14 protein-coding genes and 1 riboswitch are annotated in these 17,882 nt (G+C 70.0%); of the genes, 13 read left to right on the top strand and 1 reads right to left on the bottom strand.

The features are described from left to right. Positions 1 to 13 precede the first annotated feature (13 nt). The 13 genes from N8I87_RS16530 (at position 14) to N8I87_RS16470 (ending at position 15,246) form a co-directional block, all read left to right on the top strand. Entirely contained in the window at positions 14 to 1,498 is a 1,485-nt protein-coding gene (locus N8I87_RS16530) for a serine/threonine-protein kinase (RefSeq protein WP_263216506.1), read from the top strand. Positions 1,499 to 1,638: 140 nt separating this feature from the next. Next, a complete protein-coding gene (locus N8I87_RS16525; protein ID WP_263209577.1) occupies positions 1,639 to 2,469 on the top strand; it encodes a glycoside hydrolase domain-containing protein in 831 nt (276 codons plus the stop codon). A gap of 144 nt (positions 2,470 to 2,613) precedes the next feature. Beyond that, on the top strand, positions 2,614 to 3,261 hold the full coding sequence (locus tag N8I87_RS16520) for a SurA N-terminal domain-containing protein (protein WP_263209575.1): 648 nt from the start codon (positions 2,614 to 2,616) through the stop codon (positions 3,259 to 3,261). A gap of 104 nt (positions 3,262 to 3,365) precedes the next feature. Next, entirely contained in the window at positions 3,366 to 4,394 is a 1,029-nt protein-coding gene (locus tag N8I87_RS16515; RefSeq protein ID WP_263209574.1) for a nucleoside triphosphate pyrophosphohydrolase, read from the top strand. Between the two features lie 172 nt (positions 4,395 to 4,566). Then, the gene (locus tag N8I87_RS16510; RefSeq protein ID WP_263209573.1) at positions 4,567 to 5,850 is read left to right on the top strand and encodes a cytochrome P450 family protein; all 1,284 of its coding nucleotides are present in this window, start codon (positions 4,567 to 4,569) and stop codon (positions 5,848 to 5,850) included. Positions 5,851 to 6,031: 181 nt separating this feature from the next. Next, entirely contained in the window at positions 6,032 to 7,048 is a 1,017-nt protein-coding gene (locus N8I87_RS16505; RefSeq protein ID WP_263209571.1) for a LysM peptidoglycan-binding domain-containing protein, read from the top strand. Positions 7,049 to 7,231: 183 nt separating this feature from the next. After that, positions 7,232 to 7,400: riboswitch (cyclic di-AMP (ydaO/yuaA leader) on the top strand. Between the two features lie 4 nt (positions 7,401 to 7,404). Next, positions 7,405 to 8,067 (top strand): LysM peptidoglycan-binding domain-containing protein, encoded by a 663-nt coding sequence (locus N8I87_RS16500; RefSeq protein ID WP_263209569.1) that lies wholly within the window; start codon positions 7,405 to 7,407, stop codon positions 8,065 to 8,067. Positions 8,068 to 8,369: 302 nt separating this feature from the next. Beyond that, positions 8,370 to 9,674 carry a phosphopyruvate hydratase gene (gene eno, locus N8I87_RS16495; protein ID WP_263216505.1) on the top strand — a complete coding sequence of 435 codons (1,305 nt, stop codon included), beginning with the start codon at positions 8,370 to 8,372 and terminating at the stop codon, positions 9,672 to 9,674. A 98-nt stretch (positions 9,675 to 9,772) separates the two neighbouring features. Further along, positions 9,773 to 10,249 (top strand): FtsB family cell division protein, encoded by a 477-nt coding sequence (locus tag N8I87_RS16490; RefSeq protein ID WP_263209568.1) that lies wholly within the window; start codon positions 9,773 to 9,775, stop codon positions 10,247 to 10,249. Between the two features lie 67 nt (positions 10,250 to 10,316). Further along, positions 10,317 to 10,847: a DUF501 domain-containing protein gene (locus N8I87_RS16485; RefSeq protein ID WP_263209566.1), complete on the top strand. Its 531-nt coding sequence runs from the start codon at positions 10,317 to 10,319 to the stop codon at positions 10,845 to 10,847. Next, the gene (locus N8I87_RS16480) at positions 10,844 to 11,809 is read left to right on the top strand and encodes a Ppx/GppA phosphatase family protein (protein ID WP_263209564.1); all 966 of its coding nucleotides are present in this window, start codon (positions 10,844 to 10,846) and stop codon (positions 11,807 to 11,809) included. The genes N8I87_RS16485 and N8I87_RS16480 overlap by 4 nt, the downstream gene beginning before the upstream one ends. A gap of 469 nt (positions 11,810 to 12,278) precedes the next feature. Continuing rightward, the gene (locus N8I87_RS16475) at positions 12,279 to 13,658 is read left to right on the top strand and encodes an NAD(P)/FAD-dependent oxidoreductase (protein WP_263209562.1); all 1,380 of its coding nucleotides are present in this window, start codon (positions 12,279 to 12,281) and stop codon (positions 13,656 to 13,658) included. A gap of 295 nt (positions 13,659 to 13,953) precedes the next feature. Continuing rightward, positions 13,954 to 15,246, top strand: coding sequence for an SAM-dependent methyltransferase (locus N8I87_RS16470; protein WP_263209560.1), 1,293 nt, complete (start codon positions 13,954 to 13,956; stop codon positions 15,244 to 15,246). Positions 15,247 to 15,330: 84 nt separating this feature from the next. Here the strand turns inward: N8I87_RS16470 and N8I87_RS16465 are convergent, their stop codons facing one another. After that, on the bottom strand, positions 15,331 to 17,859 hold the full coding sequence (locus N8I87_RS16465) for an ABC transporter permease (RefSeq protein ID WP_263209559.1): 2,529 nt from the start codon (positions 17,857 to 17,859) through the stop codon (positions 15,331 to 15,333). Positions 17,860 to 17,882 lie beyond the last annotated feature (23 nt).

Below are 17,882 nucleotides of genomic sequence, written 5' to 3'. Positions count from 1 at the left end.
CGGCCGCTACGAACTGTCCACGCTCATCGGGCAGGGCGGCATGGGCCAGGTCTGGACGGCGTACGACAAGCGGCTCGACCGGCGCGTGGCGGTGAAACTGCTGCGCCCCGACAAGGTGGCGGGGCAGGAGGCCGACGAACTGCGCCGCCGGTTCGTGCGCGAGTGCCGGGTGACCGCACAGGTCGACCACCCCGGTCTGGTCACCGTGCACGACGCGGGCAGCGAGGGCGAGGAGCTGTTCCTCGTCATGCAGTACGTCGACGGCGCCGACCTCTCCGACCATCTCGCCGAGCACGATCCGTACCCCTGGCAGTGGGCGGTCGCGGTCGCCGCGCAACTGTGCGCCGTACTGAGCGCCGTGCACGCCGTGCCGATCGTCCACCGCGACCTCAAGCCGCGCAACGTGATGGTGAAGCAGGACGGTACGGTCACCGTCCTCGACCTCGGTGTCGCCTCCGTCATGGACACCGACACCACCCGTCTGACCCACACCGGCTCGCCCATCGGCTCACCCGCCTACATGGCCCCGGAGCAGGCGATGGGTGGCGCGGTCGGCCCGTACACCGACCTGTACGCGCTGGGCGTGCTGATGCACGAGTTGCTCAGCGGGGACGTGCCGTTCGCCGGCTCGACGGCGCTCGGGGTGCTGCACCGGCATCTGTACGAGCCGCCGGTGCCCGTGCGCCGGATCCGCCCCGAGGTGCCGGAGACGCTCGAGGCGCTCGTACTGCGTTTGCTCGCCAAGGACCCGCAGCACCGCCCCGCCTCCGCGCAGGAGGTGTACGAGAACCTGGCACTGCTCCTGCCCGCGCGCGGGATACCCACCGGGGCACCCCTGGACCCCACCCGCCCCTTCCTACGCCCGCACGCCCCCTGGCCGGACCGCGCGCGCACCCCCGCGCCGCAGCCCGCCCCGGTGGCGCCCGTGCCCGACAAGCCCGATGTCGCCGCCGCCGTCGACGAGGTCAAGCGCCTGCTCGGCGAGGGCCGCATCACCCAGGCCGTCGACATCCTCGGCGCGATCCTGCCCACCGCGGCCGAACAGCACGGCGAGCATTCGCCGGTCGTCCGCACCCTGCGCAAGCAGTACGCGGCCACGCTCATGGACGACGGCCAGTACCGGCGCGCGCTGCCCGAACTGCGCCGCCTCGCCGACGAACGCGCCTCCGAGGCGGGCCAGGCCGACCCGCAGTCCCTGCGGTTCCGCTACGACGCCGCCCAGTGCCTGGAGCAGCTGGGCGAGCCGGCGGCGGCGCTCGCGGAGTACCGCGCGCTGCTGCCGTACTACGAGAACCAGTACGTCTCCGGCGACCCGCAGCTCGCCCATGACGTCCGCCGCCGTATCGGCCTTCTGCTGCTGGCCCTCGGCGACCGGGCCTCCGCCCACGACACGCTCGCGCGGCTGGTGCTGGACGTGGAGCGACTGCATGGCCCCGGACACCCGCTGGCCGCGGAGGTCCGGCGGACGCTGCAGTGGCTGGGGCAGGTGCGCGGATAGGTGCGCGGCTGGATTTTACCGTTCCCTGGGGGAAGTTTGTGATCTTGCGGGGGCGGTGTTTCCCAAAAGAGCACGCCGCACCCGATAGGTTGCCGTCCGTTTTAGCTGCACAGTGCACACACAGGGGTGGGGTTCCAGGTATGTCCAGCCATCGGCAGTCGAAGAAGCGCAGGTACCTGACATGGGCGGTCGCCGGTGCCGCCGTCGTTGCCGGGGCCGGCATCGCCGCGCAGACGTCGATGGCCGCCACGACCTGGCCAGCGCAGCGGACGTACACGGGGCGTGCCTTCGACACCTGTGCCGCGCCCTCCCTGGCGGCCATGAAGGCCTGGCACACGGACCGCTTCTACGGGGCCGCCGCCGTCTACGTGGGCGGCAAGAACCGCGGCTGCGCCCAGCCCAACCTCACCGCGTCCTGGGTCAAGTCCGTCAGCGCTGTCGGCTGGAAGCTCATCCCGCTCTACGTCGGCGCCCAGCCGCCCTGCCAGAGCGGCTCCAACCCCGAGAAGCTCACCGCCGCCACCGCCGCCTCCCTCGGCAAGGCCGACGCGGACGACGCCGTGGCCAAGTCCTCCGCCCTGGGTATGAAGGCCGGCAGCCCCATCTATCTCGACATGGAGGCGTACGACACGACGAACACGTCGTGCAACAACGCCGTGCTCACCTATGTGCGCGCCTTCGACAAGGAACTGCGCGCGAAGACGTACCGCGCGGGCTACTACGGCTTCACCAGCTCCAGCGCCAAGGCCGTCGCCAACGCCACGGACAGGACCGATCTGCCGGGCAACCTCTGGTACGCGCTGTGGGACAGGCAGAACACCACGACCGCGGACTGGCCGTTCGGCGCGAGCCAGTACACCGGCCACAGCCGCGCCCACCAGTACATGGTCAACAGCAAGGAGACCCACGGCGGCTACACGATCACCGTGGACCGCGACGCGTGGGACGCCCCGGTGGCCATCACCGGCTGACCTGCGAGCCACGGCGGCGAGGCGCCGGTGCCCGAAGAGTGCGTGAATCGTTGGTCGAATGGGTTGGCCAGAGCCTGCCCACTGCCTACCATCGATCATCGCAAGACTTTGTGCACCGTCGCACAATCTCCTCAGGAGGTCTCCTTGCCCCGCCGCCGTCGCACCGCGCTCGTCCTGTCCGCCGCGATCGCCGCCGCTCCTCTCCTCGCCGCCTGCGGAAACGATGCGCATCCAGGCGCGGCGGCCGTCGTCGGGGGCCGGCGGATCACCGTCGCCCAGCTGGAGGACCGGGTGAACGAGGTGCGCCGGGCTCAGCGGGCCGCGGTGCCGGACGAGGCGCAGTACCAGCAGGTCGTCGCCTCCACCAGCAGCCTCACCCGCGACATCCTGCACAACATGGTCCTCGACCGGGTGCTGCACCGCGCCGCGCAGGACCAGGGCGTCACGGTGACCCGCAAGGAGATCCAGCGGATGCGGGGCGGCCTGGAGCAGCAGTTCGGCGGCGCCAAGGCGCTGGAGACGGACTGGCTGCAGAAGTACGGCGTCGCGCCCGAGCGGCTCGACGACAACCTGCGCCTCCAGGTCGAGGCCCAGAAGCTCGCCCAGAAGCTCGGCACCAGCACCTCCGAGCCCGCGTTCTGGAAGGCGCTGTCCACCGCGTCCGGCGAACTGAACATCGACCTCAACCCGCGCTACGGCTCCTGGGACGTGCAGAAGAGCAGCCGCGTCGACGCGAAGACGCCGTGGGTACGGGATGTCACGACGAGCGGGACGCCGTTGCAGTCGGCGTAGGCCCCGGGGCCTCGTCACCGAAGCGCGGTCATACGATCGCATCGCCCGCCTCCGCCTGTGGACAACTCGCGAGGCCGTCGGCGGGCGTGCGTTACGTTCGATGCGTGAACACCACCAGCCTCGAAGCCGCCCAGGAACCGGGCCCGGCCGCGGCCCCCGGCCGTGTCGTCCTGCTCACCACCAGTCACCGCGTCGCCCCCGGGCTGCTGTCCTGGCCCGCCTGGCAGGCGCTGCGCTCCGCCGACCGTGTGCTGTGCGCGGACGGGGCGCACCCACAGCTGCCCTATCTGCGCGAGGCCGGAATACGGGTGGAGGAGGCGTCGCCCACCGCCCAGGAACTGGTCGACGCCTGCGCCGGCGGACACACCGTGGTGGTCGTGGCGACCGGTGAGGGCGAACCGGACCTCACCGACGGCCTGGCCCGCCTCGCCGGCTCCGGCCGAGTGCGGATGCCGGAGCTGGAGCTGCTCCCCGCCTCCTACGACCTGCCGGGCGCCCGCCTCCTCGACCTCGTCCAGGTCATGGACCGCATCCGTCTCGAGTGCCCCTGGTCGTCCCGGCAGACTCACGAGGGCCTGGCGAAGTACGGCATCGAGGAGGCGTACGAACTCGTCGAGGCGATCGAGGCCGGCGACCGCGACGAGCTCAGGGAGGAACTGGGCGATGTCCTGCTCCAGGTCGTCTTCCACTCCCGCATCGCCGAAGAGGACCCCGAGGCACCGTTCTCCGTCGACGACGTGGCCGGCGGCATAGTCGCCAAGCTGATCCACCGCCACCCGCATGTCTTCGGCGACGAGACGGCCCAGACCCCCGAGGAGGTCAAGGAGCACTGGCGGCGCACCAAGGCCGAGGAGAAGCGGCGCACCTCCGTGACCGAGGGCATCCCGCTCGGCCAGCCCGGTCTCGCCCTCGCGGCGAAGCTCGCCTCCCGTGCGCGCACGGCGGGACTGGAGGTGCCGCTGCCGCACGGCGAGGGCATCGGGTACGAGCTGCTCGCGCTCGCGATACGGGCCGAGGCCGACGGGGTGGACCCGGAGACGGCACTGCGGGCAGCGGCACGGGCGTACCGGGACGCGGTGCGGGCCGCCGAGGGAGTGGACGGAGCGGAGGGCGGGGAGGGCGCGGAGGGCTAGACGCTGCCTGAGGGACGGCCTGAGGGACGGGCATGGGGGCTTGCGCATGGCGGCCTTGCGCTGGGCGAGAGGGCGTGCGGGGCAAGGGAGTTGGAGGAGCCACCGCTTCGGCGGCCGGTGCCCGCACCGCCCTCCGCGCGGCATCCGCCGAAAAGCCGGATACGGTCGAGGAGTGACCAACCAGCCCCACCCCCCGAACCCCACCCCCGCCGCCGCCCCCGAGCTGTTCACCTGGGAGTTCGCCAGTAACCCCTACCCGGCCTACGCCTGGCTCCGCGAGCACGCCCCCGTGCACCGGACGAAACTCCCGAGCGGTGTCGAGGCCTGGCTGGTCACCCGGTACGCCGACGCCAAGCAGGCCCTGGCCGACCCGCGGCTGTCGAAGAACCCCGCGCATCACGACGAGCCCGCGCACGCCAAGGGCAAGACCGGTATTCCCGGTGAGCGCAAGGCGGAGCTGATGACGCATCTGCTCAACATCGACCCGCCGGACCACACCCGGCTGCGCCGGCTGGTCAGCAAGGCGTTCACGCCCCGCCGGGTCGCCGAATTCGGCTCGCGCGTACAGGAACTGACGGACCGGCTCATCGACGGGTTCGCGGCCGAGGGGTCCGCCGACCTCATCCACGAGTTCGCCTTTCCCCTCCCCATCTACGCCATCTGCGACCTGCTCGGCGTTCCGGGCGAGGACCAGGACGACTTCCGGGACTGGGCGGGGATGATGATCCGGCACGGGGGAGGGCCGCGGGGCGGGGTCGCGCGGTCGGTCAAGAAGATGCGGGGCTATCTCGCCGAGCTCATCCACAAGAAGCGCGAGGCCCTGCCCGACGGTGCCGCTCCCGGCGAGGACCTGATCTCCGGGCTGATCCGCGCCTCGGACCACGGTGAGCACCTCACCGAGAACGAGGCCGCAGCGATGGCCTTCATCCTGCTGTTCGCCGGGTTCGAGACGACCGTCAACCTCATCGGCAACGGCACCTACGCCCTCCTCACCCATCCCGAGCAGCGGCACCGTCTCCAGGCGTCCCTCGCCCGCCGGGAACGGGACCTCCTGGAGACCGGCGTCGAGGAACTGCTGCGCTACGACGGCCCGGTCGAACTGGCCACATGGCGGTTTGCCACCGAGCCGCTCGCCGTCGGCGGGCAGGACATCGCGCCCGGCGACCCCGTCCTGGTGGTGCTGGCCGCCGCCGACCGGGACCCGGAGCGGTTCGCCGACCCGGACGTCCTCGACCTCGGCCGACGTGACAACCAACACCTCGGATACGGCCACGGCATCCACTACTGCCTGGGCGCCCCGCTCGCCCGGCTGGAGGGCCAGACCGCGCTCGCCACTCTCCTCACCCGCCTCCCGGACCTCCGACTCGCGGTGGATCCATCCGATTTGCGGTGGCGTGGCGGGCTCATCATGCGCGGACTGCGCACTTTGCCCGTGGAGTTCACTCCCGTCCCGTAAGCGAGGGAAGTGCGGCCTGCCTCGGCGCAAAGCTGATGAATGCTCAACTCTGTAATATTCACGTGATCTGTGCGGCATTAACTTGTGACAAGTGATCGTCAGTGGATACGTTCTCTAGGCAGCGCGGTACCTCGGCTTTCTGTGCCGCGCCGGTCATCGCTGTCGCACGAAAGGCTTCCGCATGCTCTCCGGGAACGGTCGTCACCGTCGCCCCCGTCAGGCTCCGGCCCTCCTCGTCGCGGCCGGAGTGACCGGCTCCGCCATCGCCATCCCGCTCCTCGGCGCCGCGAGCGCCAACGCGGCCGACGGCACCACATGGGACAAGGTGGCCGAGTGCGAGAGCGGCGGCTCCTGGAGCGCCGACTCCGGCAACGGGTACTACGGCGGCCTGCAGATGTCGCAGGACGACTGGGACAAGTACGGCGGCCTCGAGTTCGCCACCAGCCCGGACGAGGCGAGCCGTTCGCAGCAGATAGCCGTCGCGGAGAAGGTCCTCGACGATCAGGGCACGAAGCCCTGGGCCACCTGTGCGGTGCTCTCCGGGCTCACCGAGAACTCCGGGTCGGTCGACGTCGACACCGGCGTCTCGCCGTCCGATTCGCCTGGCTCCTCCGATTCTTCGGACTCCTCCGACTCCTCTGATTCGTCCGGCTCATCCCGTTCGCGCTCGAAGTCGGACTCCTCGGGGAACGTCGACGGCGGCAATGAGGAGAAGGGCGAGGACAAAGGTAAGGAAGAGGACAAGAGCGAGGACAACGGGGCGAAGAGTAATGACAACAGTAAGGGCGAAGATTCCACCAAGTCGGACAAGTCGGGATCCGTAGGCTCGGAAAATTCGCAGGGGGGCGGTAGTGAACCCTCAGAAGCCCCTAAATCGGATGAATCGGACAACTCTTGGCGGGGCGGGGGGTCTTGGAGTCTGGTCGACACCGGTGCGATCGGCGGCGGCCGTCATCGCGGGTGCTGTGCGGACGAAAGCACAGCAATCGGTCAGGACTCCGCCTCGGTGGCCCGTCATGCCTCGCAGACCTACACCGTCCGCGACGGCGACACCCTCGTGTCCATCGCCGACTCCTTTGGCGTCGACGGCGGATGGCGCGCGCTCTATGCCGCGAACAAGGCCGTCATCGGTACCGACCCGAACGACATCACTCCCGGTCAGACCCTGGACGTCGCTGCCGAAAACGGCGGAAAGTAGCGGGAGTTGACGTCCCACTTTCACGCCTAATGTCCGGTTTGGTGAAAGTGTGGGATGAGTCTCAGAAGCCCTGATCGTCTTTGAAATTCCCCGGATCGCGTGTCTACGGTCGAGTCCGCTCGTCACCACGAGCCCCGGCTGTCGCAACGCCGAGTCCTGCCAGCGGCCGTACGGGAACAGTCGTCGCGTCATGCGCCGCAGGCAGGAGCGGGGGACCCAAGGTAAGTGCCGCGCCGGACAGTTGAGCCGGAGCGGCTAGGGGTGGAGCCACGCCTCCTGGTGGAGGTGTGGCCGGGCAACTCAACCGGCCCGAACCCGACAGCTCACCTCGCAGGCGTCGGTGAGGGGATCCATCCATGCTGTTTTCCGCCCAGGGCAAGCACCGCCGTCCCTCGAAGGCCAAGGCCACCCGTGCCATCGCGCTCGCCGGTGTCGCCGGCGCCGCCGTCGTCGCCCCGCTGATGGCCTCCGGCACCGCCTCCGCCGCCACCGCCTCCGAGTGGGACGCCGTCGCCAAGTGCGAGTCCGGCGGCAACTGGTCCATCAACACCGGCAACGGCTACTACGGCGGTCTGCAGTTCTCCGCCTCGACGTGGTCCGCCTACGGCGGCACGAAGTACGCCGGCACCGCCGACAAGGCCACCAAGGCGCAGCAGATAGAGATCGCCGAGAAGGTCCTCGCCGCCCAGGGCAAGGGCGCCTGGCCGGTCTGCGGCACGGGCCTGTCCAGCACCCCCTACAGCGGCGCCGCGGCGAGCACCGCCCCCCGCTCGACCGAGAAGCCCGCCGCCTCCCGCTCCGCCGAGCGCCCGGCCGCGGCCAAGACCGTCACCACCCCGACCGGTAAGAAGGTCAAGAAGGGCGACGGCGAGTACAAGGTCGTCAAGGGCGACACCCTCGGCTCGATCGCCCAGAAGCACAAGGTCAAGGGCGGTTGGCAGAAGCTGTTCAAGCTGAACAAGGACATCGTCCAGGACGCGGACCTCATCTACCCGGGCCAGCGGCTCCACCTGAAGTGATGCGCGGTCGGTAGCCCGGCCGCAAGAACCACAGCCGGCCCCCGTCCCCACGGTCTCCCCGCCCCGGTGCGTATTCCCCCGTACGCGCCGGGGCGGGGCTTGTTCATGGGGTGCTGTGCTCGCGTTCATGGGGCGCTGTGCTCGAGCCGTTCTCCACCCGCCTTTGTTTCGAGCCGGAACAATGGGTACGGTCGGACCCTGTCCACGGGACGGTCGGTCGGTGGCCGATCCCCCCGGGACGGTTAGGCTCTAGTCGCAAGGCACCCCAGCCCCGCACTTCCAGCGTCACATCCATGAAGGAGATGCTCGTGCCGTCCATCGACGTCGTCGTAGCCCGGGAAATCCTGGACTCCCGAGGCAACCCCACGGTCGAGGTCGAGGTCGGCCTCGACGACGGCAGCACGGGTCGTGCCGCCGTTCCGTCCGGCGCCTCCACCGGCGCCTTCGAGGCCATCGAGCTCCGCGACGGCGACCCGAACCGCTACCTGGGCAAGGGCGTCGAGAAGGCCGTCCTCGCCGTGATCGAGCAGATCGGCCCGGAGCTGGTCGGCTACGACGCCACCGAGCAGCGCCTGATCGACCAGGCGATGTTCGACCTGGACGCCACCGACAACAAGGGCTCGCTCGGCGCCAACGCCATCCTCGGCGTCTCCCTGGCCGTCGCCCACGCCGCCTCCGAGGCCAGCGACCTCCCCCTCTTCCGCTACCTGGGCGGCCCGAACGCGCACCTGCTGCCGGTGCCGATGATGAACATCCTGAACGGCGGCTCGCACGCCGACTCCAACGTGGACATCCAGGAGTTCATGATCGCCCCGATCGGCGCGGAGTCCTTCTCCGAGGCGCTGCGCTGGGGTGCCGAGGTCTACCACACCCTGAAGAAGGTCCTGAAGAGCAAGGGCCTGGCCACCGGTCTCGGCGACGAGGGCGGCTTCGCCCCGAACCTGGAGTCCAACCGCGCCGCCCTCGACCTCATCCTCGAGGCCATCAAGCAGGCCGGTTACGTCCCCGGTGAGCAGATCGCGCTCGCGCTCGACGTCGCGGCGTCCGAGTTCTACAAGGACGGCAAGTACGAGTTCGAGGGCAAGTCCCGCTCGGCCGCCGAGATGACCGAGTACTACGAGGAGCTCGTGGCGGCCTACCCGCTCGTCTCCATCGAGGACCCGCTGTTCGAGGACGACTGGGCCGGCTGGAAGGTCCTCACCGACAAGCTCGGCGACAAGGTCCAGATCGTCGGCGACGACCTGTTCGTCACCAACCCGGAGCGCCTGGCCCGCGGCATCGAGGAGGGCACCGCCAACGCCCTGCTGGTGAAGGTGAACCAGATCGGCTCGCTGACCGAGACCCTGGACGCCGTCGAGCTGGCCCAGCGCAACGGCTTCAAGTGCATGATGTCCCACCGCTCCGGCGAGACCGAGGACGTCACCATCGCCGACCTGGCCGTCGCCACCAACTGCGGCCAGATCAAGACCGGCGCCCCGGCCCGCTCCGAGCGCGTCGCCAAGTACAACCAGCTGCTGCGCATCGAGGAGATCCTCGACGACGCGGCGGTGTACGCCGGCCGCAGCGCCTTCCCGCGCTTCCGGGGCACGGAGATCTCCAAGGGCTGAGCCCGGTAAGGGCAAGGCTTAGCCAGTCGTACGTACGTCCCCGTACCCGGTCCCGTACCGTGTCCGGGGACGTACGCACGTAAGAGGGAGGCGGGGACATGGCCGCGAAGGACCGGGACCGGTTCTCCACCGCGACCAGACTGCGACTGCTCGGCGAACAGACGGCGGCCCGGGTCTACCGCTCCCAGACCAAGCGGCAGGCCCGCCGCTCCCGGCTCACCGGCCGGGCCGCGCTGCTCGCCCTGGTGCTGTGCACCATGGTGGTGGCCCTGGCCTATCCGATGCGGCAGTACGTCTCCCAGCGCGCCGAGATCGCCAATCTGGAGCGGCAGAAGCAGCGGGCCCAGGAACGCGTCGAGCAACTGCGCGACCTCAAGGCGCGCTGGCAGGACGACTCCTTCGCCGAGCAGCAGATCCGCCGGCGGCTGCACTATGTGATGCCGGGGGAGACCGGTTACGTCGTGATCGACCCCGGTGCGGCCAAGCAGGCGCACGCTTATCTGGGGGCGGCCGACCGCCCCTGGTACTCCAACGTCTGGGACGGGATCGACAAGTCCGACGCCTTTGACCAGTGAGCCGACGGCGCCCGGACGACCCCGGCCAGTGAACCGACAGCCAGAGAAAGACAGCCTGAAGACAGTCATGGAAACGCCCCCGCCGACCACTCCGCGCACCGAGCCCACCGACGCGGACGTCGAGGCCTTCAAGCAGCAGCTCGGGCGTCCGCCGCGCGGGCTGCGGGCGATCGCGCACCGGTGCCCCTGCGGCCGGCCGGACGTCGTGGAGACGGCGCCGCGCCTGCCCGACGGCACGCCCTTCCCCACGCTGTACTACCTGACGTGCCCGAAGGCCTCCTCGGCCATCGGCACGCTCGAGGCGAACGGCGTCATGAAGGAGATGACCGAGCGGCTGCAGACGGACCCGGAGCTGGCCGCCGCCTACCGCGCCGCGCACGAGGACTACATCCGGCGCCGGGACGAGATCGAGGTACTGGCGGGCTTCCCGAGCGCCGGCGGCATGCCGGACCGGGTGAAGTGCCTGCACGTCCTGGTCGCCCACTCGCTGGCCGCCGGGCCGGGGGTCAACCCCCTCGGTGACGAGGCGCTCGCGATGCTGCCCGAGTGGTGGATGAAGGGGGCCTGTGTGACGGTCCCGAAGGAGGAGGACCAGTGACCCGGGTCGCCGCGATCGACTGCGGTACGAACTCCATCCGTCTGCTGGTCGCCGACGCGACGCTGTCCGATAGCGCCTCCGGTGCGGGGGCGACGGGTGAACTGGTCGACCTGGACCGCCGGATGACCATCGTGCGGCTCGGCCAGGGCGTCGACCGCACCGGACGGCTCGCGCCGGAGGCGCTGGAGCGGACCTTCGCCGCCTGCCGCGAGTACGCGGCGATCATCAAGGAGCACGGTGCCGAGCGGCTGCGGTTCGTGGCCACCTCCGCCTCCCGGGACGCCGAGAACCGGGACGAGTTCGTCCGGGGCGTCCTCGACCTCCTCGGGGTGGAGCCGGAGGTCATCTCGGGCGACCAGGAGGCCGAGTTCTCCTTCATGGGCGCCACGAAGGAGCTCACCGGCCGCGACGACCTCACCAGGCCCTATCTGGTGGTGGACATCGGCGGCGGCTCCACCGAGTTCGTCGTCGGCGACGACCACGTGCGGGCCGCGCGGTCCGTGGACGTGGGCTGTGTGCGGATGACCGAGCGTCACCTGGTGCACGAGGGCGCCGTGAGCGACCCGCCCACCGCGGAGCAGATCGCCGCCATGAGGGCCGACATCGAGGCCGCCCTCGACCTCGCCGAGGAGACGGTCCCGCTGCGCGAGGCGCACACCCTGGTCGGGCTCGCCGGCTCGGTCACGACGGTGTCGGCGATCGCGCAGGAACTGCCCGAGTACGACTCCGCCCGCATCCACCACTCCCGCATCTCGCACGACCGGGTCCGGGAGATCACCGAGTGGCTGCTGCGCTCCACCCACGCCGAGCGGGCCCGGGTCCCGTCCATGCATCCGGGCCGGGTCGACGTGATCGGCGCCGGGGCCCTCGTACTGCTGGCCATCATGGAGCGGATCGGCGCGCGGGAGGTCGTGGTGAGTGAGCACGACATCCTCGACGGCATCGCGTGGTCGGTGGCGTAGGTCCCTCGCGGGAGTGGGCCCAAGGTCCCATTTCTTACTGGCAAGTAGCCCTCTGCTGAGCAGTTCGCGCAGCGTATGAGCGTGTTTTGAGGGCGGTGACCCACCCCTTCGGGGCACGCTCTCGAGAAAGTTCGTGAAGTTCTTCACAAGGAATTCGGCCCTGTCGAGGGGACGAAGGTCCTTCATTGAGCCGCACGAGGGTCCAGCGGCCCTCGGAGGCCGCTCAAGAGGGGCGTCGCGGAGGTGCTCGGTGAGGGTGTCACCGGAGGGTCGCGCGGGGGGCTCACGGACCCTCCGAACGGACAGAGAGGCAGCTCACGCGGCATGGACAACAGGTCGTCAGGCACAGCGGTTCCGGCTTGTCGACATGACCTGTGTCACGTGGGCCGCGGAGTGTAGCACGACCCCTCAAGAAGCTTGTGAAGGGGCGCACGAGCGGGCCCCTAGGGGCGGGTGGATACTCGATGGCATGAGCACCACGGAGCGTCCCAGGATCCTCGTAGTAGGCGGTGGGTACGTAGGCCTGTACGCAGCTCGGCGCATTCTCAAGAAGATGCGCTATGGCGAGGCGACCGTCACGGTCGTCGACCCCCGGTCGTACATGACCTACCAGCCCTTCCTGCCCGAAGCCGCCGCCGGCAACATCTCCCCTCGCCACGTCGTCGTCCCGCTGCGACGAGTGCTGCCGAAGGCGGAGATCCTCACCGGCCGGGTCACCACCATCGACCAGGACCGCAAGGTCGCGACGGTCGCACCCTTGGTCGGCGAGGCGTACGAACTGCCCTTCGACTACCTGGTGATCGCGCTCGGCGCGGTCTCCCGTACCTTCCCGATCCCCGGCCTTGCCGAGCAGGGCATCGGCATGAAGGGCATCGAGGAGTCCATCGGCCTGCGCAACCACGTCCTGGAGCAACTCGACAAGGCCGACTCCACGACCGACGAGGAGATCCGCCGCAAGGCGCTCACCTTCGTCTTCATCGGCGGTGGCTTCGCCGGTGCGGAGACCATCGGTGAGGTCGAGGACATGGCCCGGGACGCGGCCAAGTACTACAAGAACGTGTCCCGTGAGGACATGCGCTTCATCCTCGTCGACGCCGCCGACAAGATCCTTCCCGAGGTCGGGCCGAAGCTCGGCCAGTACGGCAAGGAGCACCTGGAGAGCCGCGGCGTGGAGATCTACCTCTCCACCTCCATGGACTCCTGCGTCGACGGCCATGTGGTCCTGAAGAACGGCCTCGAGGTCGACTCCGACACGATCGTGTGGACGGCCGGCGTCAAGCCGAACCCGGCGCTCGCCCGCTTCGGCCTGCCGCTCGGTCCGCGCGGTCACGTCGACTGCGCGCCGACGCTCCAGGTCCAGGGCACGGACTACATCTGGGCCGCGGGCGACAACGCCCAGGTGCCGGACGTCGCCGCCCGCAAGGCCGGTGTCGAGAACGCCTGGTGCCCGCCCAACGCCCAGCACGCGCTGCGTCAGGCCAAGGCGCTCGGCGACAACGTGATCTCCGGTATGCGGGGCTTCCCGCAGAAGGACTACTCGCACGCCAACAAGGGCGCGGTGGCCGGTCTCGGTCTCCACAAGGGCGTTGCGATGATCGTCATGGGCAAGACGAAGATCAAGCTCAAGGGCCGGCTGGCCTGGTACATGCACCGTGGCTACCACGGTCTGGCCATGCCGACCTGGAACCGCAAGATCCGCATCTTCGCCGACTGGACCCTCGGCATGTTCCTCAAGCGCGAGGTCGTGTCGCTCGGCGCCATGGAGAACCCGCGCGAGGAGTTCTTCGAGGCCGCCAAGCCGGCGCCGGTCGCCGCGGCGAAGACCGGGGAGAAGGCCAAGGCCTCCTGACCCCAGGGGCCTTTTGACCCCAGGTCACCGAACTGCCCGAAGGGGCCGCCTGCCATCCGTGGTGCAGGCGGCCCCTTCGGCATGTACGGCGGCGGATGCCCCGTGCCGCTCTGCGCGCGGATGCCCGTGCCGCGCCCGGCCGTGGCCCTTCGTGGCGTGGCGTCGGTGTGATGGTTCGGGCAGCGTGTCGACACAGGCCGGGTGAGGGGGAATGACGTCGGCGTGGACGGTCGTTTACCGGGAGACCGGGTGGAGACCGGAACCAATGGGCCGATTCCTTTCACGGAGGTGCGCCATGGCCGACGCCGCATCGCGGCTGACGAGTCTCGCCGAGCAGCTGCTGGGAGAACCGCTCCCCGTACGGATCCGCGCCTGGGACGGTTCGCAGTCCGGCCCGCCGGACGCCCCGACCCTGGTCATCCGCAATCGCCGGGCCCTGCGCCGCCTGCTGTGGAAGCCGGGCGAACTGGGCCTGGCCCGCGCCTGGGTGGCCGGCGACCTGGAGATCGAGGGCGATCTCTACACCGCCCTCGACGCGATGTCCGGGCTCGTGTGGGAGCGTGCGGAGGGCTCCAGGACCCTCCTGCAGGCGCTGCGCGACCCGGAGGTCCGGGCGGCCGCCGGCCGGCTGCTGAGGCTCGCCGGACCCCCGCTGCCGCCCGCCCCGCCCCGGGAGGAGGTCCGCCGCACCACCCACCGTCTGCACACCCGGCGCAGCGACAGACGCGCCATCAGCCACCACTACGACGTCGGCAACGACTTCTACGAGCTCGTCCTCGGCCCCTCCATGGTGTACTCCTGCGCCTACTGGGAGGACGCCGGCACCCTGGAGTCCGCCCAGCGCGACAAGCTCGAACTCGTCTCCCGAAAGCTCGGCCTGACATCGGGTCAGCGGCTCCTCGACGTCGGCTGCGGCTGGGGCTCGATGGCCATGCACGCGGCCCGTGAGCACGGCGTGAGCGTCGTCGGCGTCACCCTGTCCCAGGAGCAGGCCGCGTACGCCCGCAAGCGCGTCGCCGACCAGGGCCTCACCGACCGGATCGAGATCCGGGTGCAGGACTACCGGGACGTCGCCGACGGCCCGTACGACGCGATCTCCTCCATCGGCATGGCCGAACACGTCGGCTCGGAGCGCTACTTCGAGTACGCCACCGTTCTGTACGGCCTGCTGAAACCGGGCGGCCTGCTGCTCAACCACCAGATCGCCCGCCGCCCGCAGCGCGACGAGTCGTCGTACCACCCGGACGCGTTCATCGACGCCTATGTCTTCCCCGACGGTGAGCTCGCCCCGCTCGGCTCCACCGTCACGCAGCTGGAGCGCGCCGGGTTCGAGGTGCGCGACGTGGAGTCGATCCGCGAGCACTACGCCCTCACCCTCCGCCGCTGGGTCGCCGCCCTGGAGGCCGGCTGGGACCGCGCGGTACGGCTCACCGGCCCCGGTCGCGCCCGCGTCTGGCGCCTGTACATGGCGGCCTGCGCCCTCGCCTTCGAACGCAACCGCATCGGCGTCAACCAGGTCCTGGCCGTGCGCACACCCGAGTCGGGGGCGTCCGGGATGCCGTTGCGCGCCCGTGTGTGGAGTGCGTAAGGTCCACCCGCGTGCGCTCCACATGAGACAGGGGCCCCGCTCCGTCTCCGGAGGGGGCCCCTCGGCCTGATGAGCGCTACACCGCTACTCCGCCTTGATGGCCGCCAGCATGTTCAGGCGGGCCGCCCGCCGGGCCGGCCACAGCGCGGCCAGGACGCCGACCGTCCCGGCCAGCAGGAGGAACAGGCCCATCCGGGCCCACGGCAGGACCAGCTCGTACGTCGCCATCTTCGTGCCGAGCAGCTCACCGGCCGCCCAGCCGAAGAACACCCCGAGCCCGATGCCCAGCACCCCGCCGAACAGGGAGATGACCAGGGACTCCAGACGGACCATCCGCTTGACTGCCTTGCGGTCCAGGCCGATCGCGCGGAGCATGCCGATCTCCTGGGAGCGTTCGAAGACCGACATAGCCAGGGTGTTGATGACACCGAGGACCGCGACGATCACCGCCATGGCCAGCAGGCCGTAGACCATGTTCAGGATCAGCGTGAACATCTGTGCGATGGAGTTGGACAGGTCCTTCTTGTCCTGGACCTTGATCGCCGGGTTGGTGCCGAGGGCCTTCTCCAGCCTGTCCTTCGTCGCGCTCGACGCACCGTCCGCCGTCTTCAGCATGACCTGCATGTCGGCCGGGTCGCTCTGGTGCGGGGAGAGGGCCGTGTTGTCGAGCATGATCCCGTGGATCATCTCGTTGCCCTCGTAGATCCCGGCGACCGTCAGCTTCTGCTGCTTGCCGTCCTCGTAGTGGACGGTGAAGCTCGAACCGGCCTTCCAGCCGTAGGACTTGGCGCGCTCGTCGTCGACGACGGCCTGGGAGCCGCCCACCTTGAAGCTGCCGCTGTCGACCTTCAGATCGGTCAGCTCGCCGATCGCGGAGCCGTTGACGCCCGTCAGGAACTCGGTCTCGCCGTCGATGCGCGCGGGTGCGTTGCGCAGCGGGCTGATGGCGGTCACACCGTCGGTGGCGGCGAGCTTGCGGGCCACCTCCGGGGAGAGCTCGTTGCCGTTCGCCATCGAGACGACGTAGTCCGCGCGCAGCGCCGAACTGGCCATCTTGTCGATGGACTTCTGCAGGCTGCCCGCCATCACCGTCATACCGGTGATCAGGGTCAGGCCGATCATCAGCGCCGAGGCCGTGGCGGCCGTACGGCGCGGGTTGCGGACCGAGTTCTGGCGGGCGAGCTTGCCCGAGACGCCGAACACGCGCAGCAGCGGGGCGGCCGCGGCGATCAGTGGGCGGGACAGGAGGGGGGTGAGGACGAACACGCCGATGATGAGGAGGACCGCGCCCAGAGCCATGGGCGCCTCACCGTCCGTGCCGTCCATCGTCGTGGCCGCCAGGACCACCGCCACACCGGCCGCCGAGAACAGGGCGCCGATCGTGTTGCGCAGCACCAGCGACTTGGTGGTCGCCTTGGCGTGGACGCTGTTCATCGCGGCCACCGGCGGGATCTTCGCGGCCCGGCGGCCCGGCAGCCACGCCGCCAGCATGGTGATGACGATGCCGACCGCGAGGGCGGCCGCGACCGTGCCCGGCGAGACGACCAGTGGACCGTCCGGGACGGTCGCCCCGATCGAGCCCATCAGGGAGCGCAGTCCGGCGCCGATGCCTATGCCCGCGACCAGACCGGTCACGCCGGCCACCGTGCCCACCACGAAGGCCTCGATCAGCACCGACCGGGTGACCTGCCGGCGCGAGGCGCCGACGGCCCGCATCAGGGCGAGTTCCCTGGTGCGCTGGGCGACCAGCATGGTGAAGGTGTTGGCGATGATGAACGTGCCGACGAACAATGCTATGCCCGCGAACACCAGCAGCATCTGACGCAGGCCGCTCATGCCGTCCGAGATCTGCCGCGCCTGGTCGTCGGCGAGCGTCCTGCCGGTGGTGGTCTCGACGAGCTTGGCCGGCAGCGCCCTGTCCAGCGCGGACTTGAGCGCGCTCTGGCTGGTGCCAGGCTTCGCCCGGACGTCGATCTCGTCGAACGAGCCCTTCTTGCCGAACAGGTGCTGCGCGGTCGCGGTGTCGAAGAGCGCGAGGCTGCCGCCCGCGGCGACATTGCCGTCGTCGGTGGTGAAGATGCCGGTGATCTTCGGCTTGAGCACGGGGCCGTCGACCGAGATGCGCACGGTGTCGCCGACCTTGTAGCCGGCCCGCTCGGCGGTCCTGGAGTCGATCAGCACCTCGCCCTTGCCGCTCGGGGCACGGCCCTCGACGAGCGGGTACCGGGTGTCCTTGGCGCCCCAGTAGTTGCCGCCCTGCGACTGCCAGCCGCCGCCGATCAGCTTGCCGTCCTTGTCGGCCATGGCGGTGAACCCGTTGACGACGCCGATCGCGGAGGCGGCCCCCGGCACCTCGGCGCTCTTGTCGAGCAGCGCCCGGGTGAGCTCGGGGGTCTTGCCGATGGTGTTGCCCTTGTCGTCCTGGGCCTTTGCCGTCACGGCGACGTCGACCTGGTCGAAGCCCTTGGCGGAGCTCTTCTGGTAGGCGTCCGAGATGGTGTTGGTGAAGACCAGGGTCCCCGAGACGAACGCGACGCCGAGCATCACGGCGAGCACGGTCATGAGGAGCCGGGCCTTGTGCGCGAATACGTTGCGCAAGGCGGTGCGGAACATGGGTTCTCTTCGGTCCGTGGTGT

Origin of the sequence: Streptomyces sp. HUAS 15-9 (assembly GCF_025642155.1) — a bacterium.
In the GTDB taxonomy this organism is placed as follows: domain Bacteria; phylum Actinomycetota; class Actinomycetes; order Streptomycetales; family Streptomycetaceae; genus Streptomyces.
Note: the sequence above shows the minus strand (reverse complement) of the source record. Positions and strands in the feature narration are given on the sequence as shown.

Excerpts from the sequence above, each read along its gene's own strand:
- N8I87_RS16525 (WP_263209577.1), top strand. The coding sequence starts at position 1,639 with ATGTCCAGCCATCGGCAGTCGAAGAAGCGCAGGTACCTGACATGGGCG.
- N8I87_RS16505 (WP_263209571.1), top strand. The coding sequence starts at position 6,032 with ATGCTCTCCGGGAACGGTCGTCACCGTCGCCCCCGTCAGGCTCCGGCC.
- N8I87_RS16500 (WP_263209569.1), top strand. The coding sequence starts at position 7,405 with ATGCTGTTTTCCGCCCAGGGCAAGCACCGCCGTCCCTCGAAGGCCAAG.
- eno (WP_263216505.1), top strand. The coding sequence starts at position 8,370 with ATGCTCGTGCCGTCCATCGACGTCGTCGTAGCCCGGGAAATCCTGGAC.
- N8I87_RS16490 (WP_263209568.1), top strand. The coding sequence starts at position 9,773 with ATGGCCGCGAAGGACCGGGACCGGTTCTCCACCGCGACCAGACTGCGA.
- N8I87_RS16485 (WP_263209566.1), top strand. The coding sequence starts at position 10,317 with ATGGAAACGCCCCCGCCGACCACTCCGCGCACCGAGCCCACCGACGCG.
- N8I87_RS16475 (WP_263209562.1), top strand. The coding sequence starts at position 12,279 with ATGAGCACCACGGAGCGTCCCAGGATCCTCGTAGTAGGCGGTGGGTAC.
- N8I87_RS16470 (WP_263209560.1), top strand. The coding sequence starts at position 13,954 with ATGGCCGACGCCGCATCGCGGCTGACGAGTCTCGCCGAGCAGCTGCTG.
- N8I87_RS16465 (WP_263209559.1), bottom strand. The coding sequence starts at position 17,859 with ATGTTCCGCACCGCCTTGCGCAACGTATTCGCGCACAAGGCCCGGCTC.